This is a genomic window from Limimaricola sp. G21655-S1, from assembly GCF_027213785.1.
In the GTDB taxonomy this organism is placed as follows: domain Bacteria; phylum Pseudomonadota; class Alphaproteobacteria; order Rhodobacterales; family Rhodobacteraceae; genus Limimaricola.
In genome coordinates this window covers 23,028-40,192 of record NZ_JAPWGO010000002.1, presented here as the reverse complement: position 1 = coordinate 40,192, position 17,165 = coordinate 23,028, and the positions used below count along the sequence as shown (strand labels likewise).

Sequence of the window (17,165 nt, the reverse complement as noted above, 5' to 3'; positions counted from 1 at the left end):
CCATGAGGATCGCGTGCATCGGGGGAGGACCGGCGGGGCTCTACTTTGCCATATCGGCCAAGCTGCGCGACGCGTCGCACGAGGTGGTGGTGATCGAGCGCAACCGCCCCGACGACACCTTTGGCTGGGGCGTGGTGCTGTCGGACGAGACGCTCGACAACCTTGCCGCCAATGATGCGGCCTCGGCCGAGGCAATCCGCGCGCATTTCGCCTATTGGGACGATGTGGCGGTGGTGAAGGGCGGCGAGCGCATCGTCTCCACAGGGCACGGCTTTTGCGGCATCGGCCGCAAGCGGCTGTTGCTGCTGTTGCAAGACCGGGCGCGCGAGCTGGGTGTCGAGCTGCGCTTCGAGACCGAGGTGGGGTCCGCCTCCGACTACGCCGCCGATTACGATCTCGTGGTCGCGGCCGACGGGCTCAACTCCAAGACCCGCAACGAATTCGAAGAGGTCTTTCGTCCCGAGATCGACCGCCGCCGCTGCCATTTCACATGGCTCGGCACGACCCAGACCTTCGCCGACGCCTTCACCTTCATCTTCGAGAAGACCGAGCATGGCTGGGTCTGGGCGCATGCCTACCAGTTCGAGCCGGGCACCGCGACGTTCATCGTCGAATGCGCGCCTGAAACCTTCCGGGCCTGGGGCTTCGACAAGATGAGCCAGGACGAGTCGATCGCCGTCTGCGAGAAGATCTTCCGCGATCATCTGGGCGGTCACCCCCTGATGTCGAACGCGCGCCATATCCGTGGCTCGGCCTGGATCAACTTCCCCCGGGTGCTGTGCGAGCGATGGTACACCGACAATATCGTGCTTCTGGGCGATGCCGCCGCCACCGCGCATTTCTCGATCGGCTCCGGGACCAAGCTGGCGCTCGAATCCGCAATCGCGCTGGCGGACGAGATCGCCGCCGTGCCCGACCTCGCCACCGCCTTCGAAAGCTACGAGGAAACCCGCCGCATCGAGGTGCTGCGACTGCAGTCGGCGGCGCGCAACTCGATGGAGTGGTTCGAGGAGGTCGGCCGTTATCTCGATCTCGACCCGGTGCAGTTCAACTACTCGCTGCTGACCCGCAGCCAGCGGATCAGCCACGAGAACCTACGCCTGCGCGACCCCGAATGGCTGAAGGGCGCCGAGCGCTGGTTCCAGAGCCGCGCCGGGTTGCCCGAGGACGCGCCCGTGCGCGCGCCGATGTTCGCGCCCTACAGGCTGCGTGGCATGGAGCTGAAGAACCGCGTCGTCGTCTCGCCCATGGCACAGTACAAGGCCAAGGATGGCTGCCCGACCGACTGGCATCTGGTGCATCTGGGCGAGCGTGCCAAGGGCGGGGCGGGGCTGGTCTATACCGAGATGACCTGCGTGAGCGCGCAAGGCCGGATCACGCCCGGCTGTCCCGGTCTCTACGCCCCCGAGCACGAGGCGGCGTGGTCGCGGATCACCGACTTCGTCCATGCCGAGACGGATGCGAAGTTCTGCTGCCAGATCGGCCATTCGGGGCGCAAGGGCTCGACCCAGCTTGGCTGGGAGGAGATGGATGCGCCGCTGAAGGCGGGAAACTGGGAGACCATCTCGGCCAGCCCGATCCCGTGGTCGGACAACAACCCGACGCCGCGCGAAATGACACGCGAGGACATGGACGAGGTGACGGCGCAATTCGTGGCCTCGACCGAGATGGCCGCGCGGGCGGGCTTCGACATGATCGAACTGCACGCCGCGCATGGCTACCTCGTCTCCTCCTTCATCTCGCCGATGTCGAACCGGCGGAGCGACGAATATGGCGGATCGCTGGAGAACCGGCTGCGTTGGCCCTTGGAAGTGTTCCGCGCCATGCGCGCGGCATGGCCCGACGACAAGCCGATGTCGGTGCGCATCTCGGCCAATGACTGGGTCGGCGACCACGGCGTGACGCCCGACGAGGCGGTCGAGATCGCCCGCGCCTTCCACGGGGCCGGCGCCGACCTGATCGACGTCTCTGCCGGGCAGACCAGCATCGAGGCACGGCCGGTCTATGGCCGGATGTTCCAGACGCCGTTCTCGGACCGCATCCGCAACGAGGCGGGCATCGCGACGATGGCGGTGGGCAACATCTACGAGGCCGATCACGTCAATTCGATCCTGATGGCGGGGCGCGCCGATCTGGTGGCGATCGCCCGTCCGCATCTCGCCGATCCCTACTGGACGCTGCACGCCGCGACCGCGATCGGCGATCGGCACGCGGCGTGGCCCGACCCCTATCTGCCGGGCCGTGATCAGGCATGGCGGCTGGCCGACAGGGCCGAGCAGATGGTGGGAGCGGTCTGATGCGGCTTGCGGGACACCACGCGCTGGTCACCGGCGGCGGCACCGGGGTGGGGCGCGCCATCGCGCTCGCGCTGGCCGCCGAGGGGGCGCGCGTCACGATCACCGGGCGGCGCGAGGCGCCGCTCGTCGAGACCGCCGGGGGGCAGGCGGAGATGGGATGGATCACGGGGGACGTGACGCGCGCCGGCGACATGGCGCGCGTCGTGGAACAGGCGACGCGAGAGCGCGGCCCCGTGACCATCGCCATCGCCAATGCCGGCGCCGCCGAGAGCAAGCCCTTCGCCAAGACCACGGCGCAGGACCTCGACGCGATGCTCGCCGTCAACCTGCACGGCGTGTTCAACCTGTGGCAGGCGGTGCTGCCGGGCATGCGCGAGGCGGGCCGGGGGCGGCTGATCGCCATCGCCTCGACCGCCGGGCTCAAGGGCTATGGCTACGTCTCGGGCTATGTCGCGGCCAAACACGCGGTGGTGGGGCTCACCCGCTCGGTCGCTCTGGAGCTGGCGCGCACGCCGATCACCGTCAACGCCATCTGCCCCGGCTTCGCCGAGACGCCGATGCTGGAGGAGAGCATCGACAACATCGTTGCCAAGACCGGGCGGAGCCGCGAGGAGGCCGCCAAGGCGCTCGCCTCGGGCAACCCGCAGGGCCGCTTCGTGAAGCCCGAGGAGGTGGCCGACGCGGTGCTGTGGCTCGCAGGCGACGGCGCGAGCGCGGTGACCGGCCAGGCGATTTCGGTGTCGGGGGGCGAGACATGAGCGTGGACGTGCAGGCCAAGGCGGGCAAGACGCGGCTCAGGCTATGGCTGAAGCTCCTGAAGACCTCGAACGCCGTGGAGACGGCGCTGCGCGACCGGCTGCGCACCGAGTTCGGCACGACGCTGCCGCGCTTCGACGTGATGGCGGCCCTGGCGCGCAGCCCCGAGGGGCTGAAGATGTCCGAGCTGTCGCGGCGGCTGCGCGTGTCGAACGGCAACGTCACCGGCATCGTCGACCGGCTCGAGGTCGAGGGCCATGCCGAGCGCCATGCGGTGGCGGGCGACCGGCGCGCCATGGAGGTGCGGCTGACCGGCAAGGGTCGCGCGCATTTCGACACGCTTGCGACCGCGCACGAGGCTTGGGTCAACGAATTGATGGGCGCGATCACCGAAGCCGAGGCGGCGCGGATCATGGAGGATCTCGACAGCGTTGCCCGCGATCTGGAGGAGAAGCGATGAGCGCGCATTTCAAGCTGGAGCGCGAGGGCGCGGTCGCCGTGGTCCGGCTCGACCGGCCCGAACGCAAGAACCCCTTCACCTTCCAGAGCTACGCCGCGCTGCGCGACTGGTTCAGGGATCTGGTCGAGGATGAGGAGATCCACGCCGTCGTCATCGCCCCCAACGGCGGCAATTTCAGCTCCGGCGGCGATGTCGAGGACATCATTGGGCCACTCACCGAGCTCGACATGAAGGGGCTTCTGGGCTTCACCCGGATGACCGGCGATCTGGTCAAGGCGATGCTCACCTGCGGCAAGCCGGTCATTGCCGCGGTGGATGGTGTCGCGGTCGGTGCGGGGGCGATCCTCGCCATGGCCTCGGATCTGCGGATCGCCACGCCGGAGGCGAAGACCGCCTTCCTGTTCAACCGTGTCGGCCTCGCGGGCTGCGACATGGGGGCCTGCGCGATGCTGCCACGGATCATCGGGCAGGGGCGCGCGGCGGAGCTGCTCTATACGGGGCGGGTGATGAGCGCCGATGAGGGCGAACGCTGGGGCTTCTACAACCGCCTCGTCGGGGGGCACGAGTTGGAGGCCGAGGCGCTGAAGCTGGCGAGCCGCATCGCGGCGGGACCGCGCTTCGCCAACATGATGACCAAGACCATGCTGCTGCAGGAATGGGACATGGGACTGGAGCGCGCGATCGAGGCCGAGGCGCAGGCGCAGGCGATCTGCATGCAGACCGAGGATTTCCGCCGCGCCTACCGCGCCTTCATGGCGCGCGAAAAACCCGTCTTCGAGGGGGACTGACATGGCCGACAAGAGCTATCTCGACTGGCCCCTCTTCGAAGAGAAACATCGGGAGCTGTCCGAGGCGCTGGAGCATTGGGCCGGGCGGCGGCTCTCGGGCATCGATCACGCCGACACCGACGCGACCTGCCGCGATCTGGTGGCGCGGCTCGGGCAGGGCGGCTGGCTGGAGCACGCGGCCTCCGAGGACGGCAAGCTCGACGTGCGCAGCCTGTGCCTGATCCGCGAGACGCTGGCGCGCCATGACGGCCTCGCAGATTTCGCCTTTGCCATGCAGGGGCTGGGCTCGGGCGCGATCTCGCTCTTCGGCTCGTCCGAGCAAAAGGCGGAATGGCTGCCCAAGGTACGGCGCGGCGCGGCGATCTCGGCCTTCGCGCTGACCGAGCCGCAATCCGGCTCGGACGTGGCCAACCTCGCGATGACGGCGCGGCGCGACGGCGACGGCTGGGTACTCGACGGTGAGAAGACCTGGATCTCGAATGGCGGCATCGCCGATCTCTACGTGGTTTTCGCCCGCACCGGGGAGGGGCCGGGCGCCAAGGGGCTTTCGGCCTTCATCGTGCCGGCCGACACGCCGGGACTGCGCGTGGCCGAGCGTCTGGAGACCATCGCGCCGCACCCGCTGGCCCGGCTGGCCTTCGAAGGCGTGAGGTTGCCCGAAAGCGCGATGATCGGCGAGCCGGGACAGGGCTTCCGCATCGCGATGTCGGTGCTCGACGTGTTCCGCTCCACCGTGGCTGCGGCGGCGCTGGGCTTCGCGCGCCGCGCGCTGGATGCCAGTCTCGACCGTGCGGCATCGCGCGAGCTGTTCGGCGCGCCGCTGTTCGAGATGCAGATGGTGCAGGGCCACATCGCCGAGATGGCGCTCGACATCGACGCGGCGGCGCTGCTGACCTACCGCGCCGCCTGGACCAAGGATAGCGGCGCGCCGCGCGTCAGCCGCGAGGCGGCGATGGCCAAGCTGTTCTCGACCGATCAGGCGCAGAAGATTATCGACGCGGCGGTGCAGATCCATGGCGGCGACGGGGTGCGGTCGGGCTCGGTGCCTGAGACGCTCTACCGCGAAATCCGCGCGCTCAGGATCTACGAGGGCGCGAGCGACGTGCAGAAGATCATCATCGCCCGCGCCGCGATGGCCGCGCACGCAGGCTAGGGCAGGGACCGCGCCGCCGGGGAAGGGGAGAGCCCCGGCGGTGCGGATCAGGGGAGGAAAGACAGATGCTGGGACCGACGGCGCACGAAGACAGCTTCTCGCGCGACAACCTGCCGCCATTCGACCAGTGGCCCGAGCTGCTGCTCGACACTTTCGACTACCCCGAGCGGCTCAATGCCGGGGTCGAGCTGTGCGACCGGCTGGTCGAAAAGGGCTTTGGCGACCACACCGCGCTGATCGGCAATGGCCGCCGCCGCAGCTACAAGGAGCTGATGGACTGGACCAACCGCATCGCGCGGGTGCTGGTCGAGGATTACCACGTGAAGCCCGGCAACCGGGTGCTGATCCGCTCGGCCAACAACCCGGCGATGGTCGCCTGCTGGCTTGCCGCGACCAAGGCCGGGGCGGTGGTGGTCAACACCATGCCGATGCTGCGCGCGGGCGAGCTGTGCAAGATCGTCGACAAGGCCGAGGTGAGCCTCGCTCTCTGCGACACGCGGCTGATGGACGAGATGGTGGCCTGCGCCAAGCAAAGCCCGCATCTGGAAAAGGTGGTGGGCTTCGACGGCACCGCCAACCACGATGCCGAGCTCGACCGCGCCGCGCTCGACAAGCCGGTGACCTTCGAGCCGGTGCAGACGGGGCGCGACGACGTGGCGCTTCTGGGATTCACTTCGGGCTCGACCGGCGTGCCGAAGGCCACGATGCATTTCCACCGCGACCTTCTGATCATCGCCGATGGCTACGCCAAGGAAGTGCTCGGCGTCACGCCCGACGACGTCTTCGTCGGATCGCCGCCCTTGGCCTTCACCTTCGGGCTGGGCGGGCTCGCGGTGTTTCCGTTGCGCTTCGGGGCGGCGGCGACGCTCTTGGAAACGGCCTCGCCGCCCAACATGATCGAGATCATCGAGAAGTATAAGGCGACCGTCTGCTTCACCGCGCCGACCGCCTACCGCGCCATGCTGCGCGCGATGGACGAGGGCGCGGACCTGTCGTCGCTGCGCTGCGCCGTTTCGGCGGGCGAGACGCTGCCCGCGCCGGTCTATCACGAGTGGATGGAGAAGACCGGCAAGCCGATGCTCGACGGCATCGGCGCGACCGAGCTTCTGCACATCTTCATCACCAACCGGCTCGACGACAGCCATCCCGGCTGCACCGGGCGGCCCGTCACAGGCTATGTCGCCCGCGTGGTCGATGACGAGATGAACGAGGTGCCGCGCGGCACGGTTGGGCAACTGGCGGTCAAGGGGCCTACGGGCTGCCGCTATCTCGCCGACGAGCGGCAGCGCGACTATGTCCGCGACGGCTGGAACCTCACCGGCGATGCCTTCGTGCAGGACGAGGAGGGGCGCTTCCACTTCGCCGCCCGCTCCGACGACATCATCCTGTCCGCGGGCTACAACATCGCGGCGCCAGAGGTCGAGGCGGCGCTGCTGTCGCACGAGGCGGTCGCCGAATGCGCGGTGGTGGGCGCGCCCGATCCCGATCGCGGGCAGGTGGTGCAGGCGCATGTGGTGCTGGCCGAGGGCCACGAGGCCTGCGAGGCGATGACGAAGCTCTTGCAGGACCACGTGAAGGCGCAGATCGCGCCCTACAAGTATCCCCGCTCCGTCGTGTTCTGCGACGCGCTGCCCAAGACCGAGAGCGGCAAGATCCAGAGGTTCCGGCTGCGCGAGGGATCGAAGTGACCGACGATCCCGTCATGCGGTTCGAGGGCAAGATGTCCTACACGGACTATCTCGGTCTCGACGCGGTGCTGACCGCGCAGCACCCGCGCACCGAAGAGCATGACGAGATGCTGTTCATCGTGCAGCATCAGGTGACCGAGCTGTGGATGCGGCTGGCGTTGCACGAGCTGGACGCGGCACGCCGCGCCATCGCCGAGGACCGGCTGCGCCCGGCCTTCAAGATGCTGACCCGCGTGGCGCGGATATTCGAGCAGATGAACGCGGCGTGGGACGTGCTCAGGACCATGACGCCCCGCGAATACACCCGCTACCGCGACGCGCTGGGGCAGTCCTCGGGCTTCCAGTCCTGGCAGTACCGGCTGATCGAGTTCACCGTGGGCAACCGCAACGAGAAGATGATCGGCCCGCATGAGCACCGTCCCGACATCGTGGAGCGGCTGCGCGCCGAACTGGCCCGTCCGAGTCTCTACGACACCGCCATCGGCTGTCTCGCCCGCGCCGGCTTCGACGTGCCGGAACAGGCCGCGCATCCCGATGACCGCGTCATGGCCGCATGGACCGAGGTCTACCGCGATCCCGAGACGCATTGGCCGCTCTACGAGCTGGCCGAGAAGCTCGTCGATTTCGAGGACTACTTCCGTCGCTGGCGCTTCAACCACGTCACCACGGTGGAGCGGGTCATCGGCTTCAAGCGCGGGACGGGGGGCACGGGGGGCGTCAGCTACCTCAAGCGGATGCTCGAAATCGAACTCTTTCCAGAGCTTTGGCACTTGCGTACCAATCTATGACCGGCCCCAAGACCGGCATTCACAGGGAGACGAGAATGACCAGATACCTGACGACGACCGCCCTCGCGCTGTCGATGATCGGCGGCACGGCCATGGCCGAACCGGTCAAGGTCGGCATGATCACCACGCTTTCGGGCGGGGGCGCCAGCCTCGGCATCGACACGCGCGACGGTTTCATGCTGGCGGTCGAGGAGGCGGGCAATTCCGAGCTGGAGGTCGTCATCGAGGACGACCAGCGGAAACCGGAAGTGGCGGTGCAACTCTCGGACGAGATGATCCAGTCCGAGGATGTCGACGTGCTGACCGGCATCGTCTGGTCGAACCTCGCCATGGCGGTGGTGCCGGGCGCGACGCGGCAGGGCAAGTTCTACCTTTCGACCAATGCCGCGCCCTCGCAGCTCGCGGGCAAGGGCTGCCACGAGAACTACTTCTCCGTCAGCTACCAGAACGACAACCTGCACGAGGCGGCGGGGCAATACGCCACCGACGAAGGCTTCGGCAGCATGTTCATCATGGCGCCGAACTACCCCGCCGGTCAGGACAGCCTCTCGGGCTTCAAGCGCTTCTACGACGGCGAGGTCGCGAGCGAGGTCTACACCCAGCTCGGCCAGACCGACTACGCCGCCGAGATCGCTCAGATCCGCGACAGCGGCGCCGACGCGCTGTTCTTCTTCCTGCCGGGCGGCATGGGCATCTCCTTCATGAAGCAGTGGGCCGAGGCGGGCATCGACATGCCGGTCGTGGGCCCGGCCTTCTCCTTCAGCCAGGACATCCTGCCCGCGATCGGCGAGGCGGCGGTCGGCGTGAAGAACACCGCGCAGTGGTCCCCCGATCTCGACAACGAGGCCAACAAGGCCTTCGTCGCGGGCTTCGAGGAGAAATACGACCGTCTGCCGTCGCTCTATGCGGCGCAGGGCTACGACACGGCGCGGCTGCTGCTCTCGGCGATGGAAAAGGCCGATATCGCGGATGCGGAGGCCTTCCGCGAGGCGCTGCGCGCCGCCGAGTTCGACAGCGTGCGCGGTGATTTCGCCTTCGGGCCGAACCAGCACCCGGTGCAGGACATCTATGTGCGCGAGGTGATCTCAGAGGACGGTACGCTGACCAACAAGATCGTCGCCACGGCGATGGAGGATCGCGGCGACGCCTACGCCGAAGAGTGCAGCATGTAAGACCCCGCGCGGCGGGCCGTCCCGGCCCGCCGCATCCCTGACGAAAGCGAGCCGATGTCGATGTTATTGCTGATAGAGCAGCTGCTGAACGGGCTTCAGTCCGGGCTGATGCTGTTCCTGATGGCCGCCGGTCTCACGCTGGTTTTCGGCGTGATGGGGCTGATCAACCTCGCGCATGGCTCGCTCTACATGATCGGCGCCTTCGCCTGCGCGGGCGTGGCGGCCGCCACCGGCTCCTTCTGGCTCGGCCTCGCCGCCTCGATCGCGGCGGCCGCGGCGGCGGGTGCGATCGTCGAGGTGGCGGTGATCCGCAGGCTCTACCGCCGCGACCATCTCGACCAGGTGCTCGCCACATTCGCGCTGATCCTGATCTTCTCGGAAGGCACGCGCTGGCTCTACGGCTCCTTCCCGCTCTATCTCAACGTGCCGCCCAGCCTGTCGGGCAGCGTGACCCTGCCGGGCGGCATCCAGTATTCGCTGTTTCGCCTCGCCATCATCGGCGCCGGGCTTCTCGTGGCGGTGGGGCTGTTCCTGCTGATCGGCAAGACCCGGATCGGCGTGCAGGTCCGCGCGGGCGAAGCCGACCGCGAGATGATCGCGGCGCTGGGCGTCGATATCGGCCGCCTCTACACGCTGGTCTTCGCGCTCGGCGCGGCGTTGGCGGGCATGGCGGGCGCGCTGGTCGGCACGATCCAGTCGGTGCAGGTCGGCATGGGCGAGCCGGTGCTGATCCTCGCCTTCGTGGTGATCGTCATCGGCGGCATCGGCTCGATCAAGGGCGCGCTGGTCGGCGCGCTGCTGGTCGGGCTCACCGACACGATGGGCCGGGTGCTGCTGCCATCGATCTTCGATCTCTTCATGGAGACCTCGGCGGCGACGAGCGTCGGCGCGGCGCTGGCCTCGATGGCGATCTACATCCTCATGGCGCTGGTGCTGATCGTGAAGCCCGGCGGGTTGTTCGGAGCGCGGGCATGAGCGCGGCGGAGATCACGGCGGCGCCCACGGGGCGGGGAGGGCGCATGGCACGCGCGCAGATCGTCAACGCCGCGCTGGCGCTCGGGCTGATCGGCTTCGGCCTCGGCGCCTGGGCGACGGGCGAGACCTTCCTCGTGACGCTGGCGACCAAGGTGGCGATCCTCGCCATCGCCGGCGCCGGGCTGAACCTCGTGCTGGGCTTCGGCGGGCTCGTCTCCTTCGGCCACGCCGCCTATTTCGGGCTGGGTGGCTACACCGCCGGCATCCTCGCGCATCACGCGCTGAACTACACACCGATGTTCGAATGGCCGGTGCTGTTCGAGGGCACCACCTCGATGCCGGTGATCTGGCTGGTGGCCATGGCGGTGGGCGCGCTGGCCGCGGCGGTGATCGGCGCGCTGTCCCTGCGGACCACCGGCGTCTACTTCATCATGATCACCTTGGCCTTCGGACAGATGATCTTCTACTTCGCCATTTCATGGCCCGCCTATGGCGGCGAGGACGGGCTTCCGATCTACGTGCGCAACGGCTTTCCGGGGCTGAACACGCTCGATCCGATCCAGTTCTTCGTCCTCGTCGTCGCGTTGCTGCTGGCGGTGCTGGGCCTGATCGCCATGCTGGCGCGCTCGCGCTTCGGCCTCGCGCTTCAGGCGGCGCGGCAGAACCGGCAGCGGCTGATGGCGGTGGGCATCCGTCCCGGCGGGGTGCTGCTGGTGGCCTTCGTCATCTCGGGCGCGATCACTGCGCTGGCCGGCGCGCTCTATGCCGACCTCAACCGCTTCGTCAGCCCGTCGATGCTGTCATGGCACCTGTCGGGCGAGCTGCTGGTGTTCCTGATCCTCGGTGGCACGGGACGACTCTTCGCACCGCTGGCCGGGGCCGGGCTCTACATCGCGCTCGAACACCTGCTGGGCGGGGTCAGCGATCACTGGCAGTTCTTCTTCGGGCTGCTGCTCTTGGGCGTCGTGCTGTTCGCGCGCGGCGGCGTCATCGGCTTTCTCGCGGGGGGCAGGAAACATGGCTGATCCGATCCTCGACATCCGCGGCCTGTCGAAGAGCTTCGGCGCGCTGAAGGCCACCGACGACGTGTCGCTCGACCTGCGCCCGGGCGAGATCCATGCGTTGATCGGGCCGAACGGGGCGGGCAAGTCGACGCTGATCAAGCAGATCTCGGGCGAGATTGCACAGGATGCGGGCGAGATCCGGCTCGACGGGCGCAGCCTGTCGGGCGTCGACGCGGCCGGGCGGGCGCGGTTGGGCATGGCGCGCAGCTTCCAGGTGTCATCGGTCGCGTCCGAGTTCACGGTGCTGCAGAACGTGGTGCTGGCGGTGCAGGGTGCGTCGGGGGCGACGTTCCGCTTCTTCCGCCCGGTGATGCGCGACGCCGCGCTCATCGATCCCGCGCGCGACTGCATCGCGCAGGCCGGGCTCACGGGGCGCGAGGACGTGCCCGCGGCGGCGTTGGCGCATGGCGAGCGGCGCAAGCTCGAGATCGCGATGGCGCTGGCGCTCCGGCCGCGGCTGTTTTTGCTCGACGAGCCGATGGCCGGGATGGGCACCGAGGGCGCGCGGGTCTTGGGCGACCTGCTCGACGGGTTGCGCCACCGCGCGCCGATCCTACTGGTCGAGCATGACATGGATGCGGTGTTCCGGCTTTCGGACCGGGTGTCGGTGCTGGTCTATGGCCGCGTCGTCGCCACCGGCACGCCGGACGAGATCCGGGCCGACCCGGAAGTACAGCGGGTCTATCTGGGGGAAGAGGCATGAGCGCGCTTCTGGAAGTCGAGGATCTCTGCGCCTCCTACGGTGCGAGCCAGGCGCTGTTCGGCGTCTCCTTCACGCTGAAGGAGGGCTGCGCGCTGGCGCTGATGGGCCGCAACGGCATGGGCAAGACCACCACCATCGCCTGCATCACCCGGATGATGGCGGCCAATTCGGGGCGCATCGCCTTCGCCGGGCAGGACCTGTCGCGGCTACCCTCGCACCGCGCGGCGCGGCTCGGGCTGGGCCTCGTGCCGGAAGGCCGCCGCGCCTTTGCCGGGCTCACGGTGCGGGAAAACCTGATGGCCGCCGCGCGGCGCGGCGAATGGACGATGGCGCGGGTCTGTGCGCTGTTCCCGCGCCTTGCCGAGCGGGCTGGGCAGCGCGCCGAGACGCTGTCGGGGGGCGAGCAGCAGATGCTGGTGATCGGCCGCGCGCTGATGACCAACCCGAAGCTCCTGATCCTCGACGAGGCGACCGAGGGGCTGGCCCCGGTGGTGCGGGCCGAGATCTGGGCCGCGATCCGCGAATTGAAGGCGCAGGGCCAGTCGATCCTCGTGGTCGACAAGTCGCTGCGCGAGCTGGCGACGGTGGCCGATGACTGCGTGGTGCTCGAGCGCGGCCGCGATGTCTGGCACGGCGCGCCGGCGGCGCTCTCGGGCGATCTCGCGCAGCAATATCTGGGAGTGTGAGGCGATGGTCTTCACCACCACGCGCAAGGTGCGGTTCGAGCATTGCGACCCGGCGGGGATCGTCTTCTACCCGCGCTATTTCGAGATGCTGAACGCCTGCATCGAGGACTGGTTCGAGGAGCGTCTCGGCCGCAGTTTCGGGGCGATCCACGTCGATGGCGGCTTTGCCGTGCCGACTGCGCGCTGCGAGGTGCGCTTCACCGCGCCGAGCCGGATCGGCGATCCGCTGGAGCTGCGGCTCAGGCCGCTGCGGGTCGGGCGTTCCAGCCTCGATCTGGAGATCGACATCTCCAGCAATGGCGAGGCGCGGCTGCACGCCGATTTCACGCTGGTCCATGTCGCGCAGGCGACGGGGCGGCCGGCGCGCTGGCCCGACGCGCTGCGCGGACCGATCGAGGAAGACATCGCCCGGACGGGTGCGACAGAACAGACCGAAGGAGAGGCCCCGCATGGGACATGAGATCATCCACCCCGAAGGCTGGGCGCCCGCCAAGGGCTATGCGAACGGCGTGATGACGCCAGAGGGGCATCTCTTCGTCGGCGGCCAGATCGGCTGGACCGAAAACCAGGTGTTCGAAACGCATGACTTCATCGGCCAGATGGAACAGGCGCTGCGCAACATCCTCGCGGTGGTCGAGGCGGCGGGCGGCAAGGCCGAGCACATCACCCGGCTGACATGGTTCGTCACCGACAAGAGCGAATATCTCGCGCGGCAAAAGGAGGTGGGGCAAGCCTATCGCCGGGTGCTGGGGCGGCATTTCCCGGCGATGACCATGGTGATCGTCGCGGGCCTCGTCGAGGACGAGGCGCTGGTCGAGATCGAGGCGACGGCGGCGATCCCGCGCTAGGCCTCGGGTTCGGGGCGCAGCGGTGTCCGGCCATCGGGCGTCAGCAGCGACACCTCGCGTCCTTCGATTACCGCCGCCGCCAGCGGCCGCCCATAGGCCGCGCCGCCGTCGAGATCGACCCGGTTGCCGAAATGGCGGGGACGTTCGAGCGCGGTGTGGCCATGCACCACCAGCGGGCCGTGATCGCGGCCATCCTCGAGCCAGCCCTTGCGGATCCAGACGAGGTCGTCCTCGGTCTGGTCGGCGAGGGCGACGCCGGGGCGGATGCCCGCATGAACGAAAAGCACCTCGCCACGTGAATGGGTGAGCGGCAGCGCGGCGACAAAGTCGCGATGCGCGCGGGGCACCTTCGCCACGGCCTCGCGATGCACCTCGTAGAGATCGCGCCCCGCCACCGGTGCCACGCCGTAGCTTTCGAGCGTGGTGTCGCCGCCCAGCCTCGGATCGAGCCAGCCGAGATCCTCGCGCAGCCCCGGATCGTGCCAGTCGGGATCGTCGAGGAAGCGGTGAAACATCCGGTCGTGATTGCCCAACAGGACGATCCACGGCGCGCCGGCTGCGATGCCCTCGATCAACATCTCGATCACGCCCCGGCTGTCGGGGCCGCGATCGGTGAGATCGCCCAGATGGATCACCGGGCTTTCACCGTCGCCGGTCCGGTCCCGGTCGGCCGCGATGAGGTCATGCGCCGCGCGGAGTTTCTCCGGGTGGCCGTGAATGTCGCCGATGGCGTAGCTGCGTGTGCTCATGGCCGCGAGCCTAGCGTCGGGCGCGGCGGTGGCAAGCTCAGCCGGGCAGGGCGGCGCGGTCCAGTGTAACGACGCGGTCCACCTCCAGCTCGTACGGGCCCGTGATCGCGCCGTCGGGCCATTCGACGGTGACCCGCGCGCGCTTGGCGGCACCCAGCCCGACATGGAGCGGCCCGAGCTGTCCACCCGCATGGCCGGCGCCGATGGTCCTTTGCAGCGCCTGCCGGCCCGCTTCCGTCTCGACCGTCACCACCGCGCCGATGGCGAACCGGTTGCCGCCGGGTTGGCGCAGATCGAGGCCGAGCCAGTGGCCGGTGCCCTCGCTTACATTGCGCCAAAGCTCCATCGGCGCGCGGCGGTTGAGAACCACGAGGTCGAGCCGCCCGTCGCCGTCGAAATCCGCGAGCGCGGCGCCACGCGACCGCTCGGTGGTGGCAATCCCGGCCTCGACCGAGGTCTCGGTAAAGGTTCCGTCGGCCTGCTGCATCAGCAGGTTGTTGGGGTCGCGCATGGCATTGGAGGGCATCTGGTCGACATTGCCCTTGGCGATGAACAGGTCGGCGCGCCCGTCATTGTCGATGTCGCCGAACTCGGCGTGCCAGCCGGTCGAGGGGCGGCCGTCATCGCCGATATGCGGACGCTGCGCGTAGGAGCCGATCGAATAGGGCGCGGCGGCATAGCTGCCATCTTGTTGCGCGAGCTGCAGAAGCTGGTCGCCCATGGAGGTGAGCATCACCTCGTCGCGCCCGTCGCCCGTCAGGTCGCGCGAGGCGATGCCCATGCCCCAGAGTGAAACGGTGGGCCAGCCATCTGCCTCGTCCAGAAACCGGCGCGCTTCGATGTCCCACATCTGCTCGAAGCCGCCGCGCACGTAGTAGTGCCGGTCGTTGGAGATCCTGAGCGCGCGTCGCCCCCGCGCGTCGCGCGCCGCGAGCATCGACAGCGCGCAGAAGCCGGGGCCGAGTTCCTCGGCGCGCCAGCCATCCGCCCCGGGCCGCAGGATCGCGTTCTCGTCGCAGGCCTCGAAGGGGCCTTCCGGATCGTCGCGATCCACGTAGTTGCCGATCGCCATCACCGGGCGCTCATCCGCTTCCCACCATGCGGTGAAGGCGGTGGTCCAGCCGTCGCCCGGGGGCAGCCCCAAGGCCTCGGTCGCATCCTCGAACCGGCAATCGCCCAGTCCTCGCAGCAGCCGGTTCGGACCGGCGCGCATCACGAAGAGATCGGGGCGGCCATCGGCGTCGGCGTCGAGCGGATAGGCCCCGGTGGTGCCGCGCAGATCGGGCAGGGGCACGGGATCGAAGGCGAAATCGCCGCGGTTGCGCATGAGCCGTGCCGGGGTCTCGCCCCCGGCGGCGAAGATGTCGGGCCGCGCGTCGCCGTCGCAGTCGAACACCGCGACGCCGCCGCCCACGAAATGCTCCCAACCGCCCGCATAGACATGTTCGGGAAGCGCCGCCGAGCGGTCCTCGAAGCGCGGTCCAGCCGTGGCAGGACCTGCCGAGAGCAGGGCGGCCAGCCCGAGCGCCGCGACCCCCGCGCGACCGGTCCCGATCCCGGTCCGCCAGTTCCACCGCGTCATGCCGAGCGCGCCTCGGCGAGCACCGTCCCGGTGACGTCGGCCAGCGCCAGCGCGCTCGCGCCGCGGGCCCAGACCAGATCGCCCCAAGCGTGGATCTCGATCCGGGCCGGGACGCGCCCCTCGACGAGGGTGAGCTCGCGCATCTCCGACAGCACCTCGTCGGCGTAGAGATAGTCGTAGCGCATCCGTTCGCCCGAGAGGATCACCAGCTCCGGGTCGAACAGCTGGATCACGTTGGACAGGCCGAGGGCGAGGTAGCGTCCGGCGCGGTTGAAGATCGACCGGGCGGCCCGGTTGCCGCTCTTGGCCTCGGCATAGAGCGCGTCGAGCATCACCTGCGGGCTCTGCGGCGACCGGCCCAGCGCCGTGGCCGCCTCGCGGGCCAAAGCGTAATCGGCGATATAGGCCTCGAGGCAGCCACGTTTGCCGCAGCGGCACAGCGCGCCGTCGAGCTGCACCTTGGTGTGGCCCATCTCGAGCCCCATGCCGCGTTCGCCGCGATAGAGGCGGTTGTCGATCACGAGCCCCATGCCGACGCCGTGCTCGATGGTGACCACGGCGAAGTCCGAGCGCTGCCGCCCGACGCCGAACCACAGCTCGGCGAGGGTGAGCATGTTGGCGTCGTTGTCGATCAGCACCGGCAGTCCGAAGCGGCGGCTGGCCTCGGAACCGAGCGGCATGTCCGGGCCCAGATGCGGCGACCAGAGCACGGTGCCGCTTTCGTGGTCGACCATGCCCGAGAGGCCGACGCCCACCGCGAGAAGCTCGTCTCGCGGCCGCCCGGCCTGCGCCAGCACCGCCTCGATCAGCGCATCGATTTCGTGGCAGGTCTGGTCCAGCGTGCGGCGGCTCGGCGGGACCGGCCGCGCGGCATCGGCGAGGATGGCGCCGGAGAAATCGACCAGCACGGCGGTGTTGCGCTCGTCGGAGATCTTGATGCCGATGACGAGCCGACCCTCCGAGACCAGCTCGAGCGCCACCGGGGGTCGGCCCCGCGTCGTCGGGGCCGCGCCGGCGCTCTCGACCTCGCGCAGCAGGCCGAGGCCGATCAACTCCGAGGTCAGGGTGGTGACCGACCCGGCGCTGACGCCGAGGGCACGGCTGATATCGGCGCGGGCGGTGCGCCCATGGGCGCGGACATGCTCGAGGATCTGTTGCCGCAGCGGTCGCGCCTCGCGCTGCGCGCCGGGCAGCAGCGGTCCGACGCCCTGTTGCGGTTCGGCCACGGTATCGTCCGCCTCCGCCGGTTGTGCGTCGATCATAGTTCGATCCCCGAATTATCTGCAGGCCTCCTCCGGCCGATATTCCCGATTTGCTCGGAATGCGGCGCGCCTGCCATCGATTGTTACCGTCTCGGGGCAGCTCTTGGCAAAATATATTTTGACAAGCGAACTAAATATGCGACTGTGTCGGTCAACCGGTCCCTGGGAGGGGATCGGCTTCCCGGTGGGACGGG

The 17,165-nt window shown here is 68.9% G+C and carries 17 protein-coding genes; 14 read left to right on the top strand and 3 right to left on the bottom strand.

Features of this window, described 5'->3' with window-relative positions; all coding sequences use genetic code 11:
- Positions 1–2: 2 nt before the first annotated feature.
- The 14 genes from O4G76_RS02620 to O4G76_RS02555 all read left to right on the top strand — a co-directional run bounded on the left by O4G76_RS02620 (position 3) and on the right by O4G76_RS02555 (position 13,378).
- Positions 3–2,297, top strand: a complete 2,295-nt coding sequence (locus tag O4G76_RS02620) for a bifunctional salicylyl-CoA 5-hydroxylase/oxidoreductase (protein ID WP_269395860.1) — start codon at positions 3–5, stop codon at positions 2,295–2,297.
- Positions 2,297–3,055: an SDR family NAD(P)-dependent oxidoreductase gene (locus tag O4G76_RS02615; RefSeq protein ID WP_269395859.1), complete on the top strand. Its 759-nt coding sequence runs from the start codon at positions 2,297–2,299 to the stop codon at positions 3,053–3,055. The genes O4G76_RS02620 and O4G76_RS02615 overlap by 1 nt, the downstream gene beginning before the upstream one ends.
- Positions 3,052–3,513, top strand: coding sequence for a MarR family winged helix-turn-helix transcriptional regulator (locus O4G76_RS02610; protein WP_269395858.1), 462 nt, complete (start codon positions 3,052–3,054; stop codon positions 3,511–3,513). The genes O4G76_RS02615 and O4G76_RS02610 overlap by 4 nt, the downstream gene beginning before the upstream one ends.
- On the top strand, positions 3,510–4,301 hold the full coding sequence (locus O4G76_RS02605) for an enoyl-CoA hydratase family protein (protein ID WP_269395857.1): 792 nt from the start codon (positions 3,510–3,512) through the stop codon (positions 4,299–4,301). The genes O4G76_RS02610 and O4G76_RS02605 overlap by 4 nt, the downstream gene beginning before the upstream one ends.
- A gap of 1 nt (position 4,302) precedes the next feature.
- Entirely contained in the window at positions 4,303–5,454 is a 1,152-nt protein-coding gene (locus tag O4G76_RS02600; protein ID WP_269395856.1) for an acyl-CoA dehydrogenase family protein, read from the top strand.
- A 65-nt stretch (positions 5,455–5,519) separates the two neighbouring features.
- Positions 5,520–7,142, top strand: a complete 1,623-nt coding sequence (locus tag O4G76_RS02595) for an AMP-binding protein (protein WP_269395855.1) — start codon at positions 5,520–5,522, stop codon at positions 7,140–7,142.
- 14 nt (positions 7,143–7,156) lie between these two features.
- The gene (gene kynA, locus O4G76_RS02590; protein WP_269396157.1) at positions 7,157–7,930 is read left to right on the top strand and encodes a tryptophan 2,3-dioxygenase; all 774 of its coding nucleotides are present in this window, start codon (positions 7,157–7,159) and stop codon (positions 7,928–7,930) included.
- Positions 7,931–7,965: 35 nt separating this feature from the next.
- Positions 7,966–9,102, top strand: a complete 1,137-nt coding sequence (locus O4G76_RS02585; RefSeq protein WP_269395854.1) for an ABC transporter substrate-binding protein — start codon at positions 7,966–7,968, stop codon at positions 9,100–9,102.
- Positions 9,103–9,156: 54 nt separating this feature from the next.
- Positions 9,157–10,077, top strand: a complete 921-nt coding sequence (locus O4G76_RS02580; protein WP_269395853.1) for a branched-chain amino acid ABC transporter permease — start codon at positions 9,157–9,159, stop codon at positions 10,075–10,077.
- Positions 10,078–10,121: 44 nt separating this feature from the next.
- Positions 10,122–11,102, top strand: coding sequence for a branched-chain amino acid ABC transporter permease (locus tag O4G76_RS02575; RefSeq protein ID WP_269395852.1), 981 nt, complete (start codon positions 10,122–10,124; stop codon positions 11,100–11,102).
- A complete protein-coding gene (locus O4G76_RS02570) occupies positions 11,095–11,844 on the top strand; it encodes an ABC transporter ATP-binding protein (RefSeq protein WP_269395851.1) in 750 nt (249 codons plus the stop codon). Before O4G76_RS02575 ends, O4G76_RS02570 begins: the two co-directional genes overlap by 8 nt.
- Positions 11,841–12,530 carry an ABC transporter ATP-binding protein gene (locus O4G76_RS02565; RefSeq protein ID WP_269395850.1) on the top strand — a complete coding sequence of 230 codons (690 nt, stop codon included), beginning with the start codon at positions 11,841–11,843 and terminating at the stop codon, positions 12,528–12,530. Before O4G76_RS02570 ends, O4G76_RS02565 begins: the two co-directional genes overlap by 4 nt.
- A 4-nt stretch (positions 12,531–12,534) precedes the next feature.
- Positions 12,535–12,990 carry a thioesterase family protein gene (locus O4G76_RS02560; protein ID WP_269395849.1) on the top strand — a complete coding sequence of 152 codons (456 nt, stop codon included), beginning with the start codon at positions 12,535–12,537 and terminating at the stop codon, positions 12,988–12,990.
- Positions 12,980–13,378 (top strand): RidA family protein, encoded by a 399-nt coding sequence (locus O4G76_RS02555; protein WP_269395848.1) that lies wholly within the window; start codon positions 12,980–12,982, stop codon positions 13,376–13,378. Before O4G76_RS02560 ends, O4G76_RS02555 begins: the two co-directional genes overlap by 11 nt.
- On the opposite strand, the gene O4G76_RS02550 is transcribed toward O4G76_RS02555, so the two are convergent.
- From O4G76_RS02550 to O4G76_RS02540, 3 genes are read right to left on the bottom strand one after another with little or no spacing between them, the layout of a single operon-like run.
- Positions 13,375–14,127 carry a metallophosphoesterase gene (locus O4G76_RS02550; RefSeq protein WP_085895855.1) on the bottom strand — a complete coding sequence of 251 codons (753 nt, stop codon included), beginning with the start codon at positions 14,125–14,127 and terminating at the stop codon, positions 13,375–13,377. The two genes, O4G76_RS02555 and O4G76_RS02550, sit on opposite strands and share 4 nt — an antisense overlap.
- A 37-nt stretch (positions 14,128–14,164) precedes the next feature.
- On the bottom strand, positions 14,165–15,709 hold the full coding sequence (locus O4G76_RS02545) for a CRTAC1 family protein (protein WP_269395847.1): 1,545 nt from the start codon (positions 15,707–15,709) through the stop codon (positions 14,165–14,167).
- Entirely contained in the window at positions 15,706–16,971 is a 1,266-nt protein-coding gene (locus O4G76_RS02540; protein WP_269395846.1) for an ROK family transcriptional regulator, read from the bottom strand. Before O4G76_RS02540 ends, O4G76_RS02545 begins: the two co-directional genes overlap by 4 nt.
- Between the last annotated feature and the right edge of the window lie 194 nt (positions 16,972–17,165).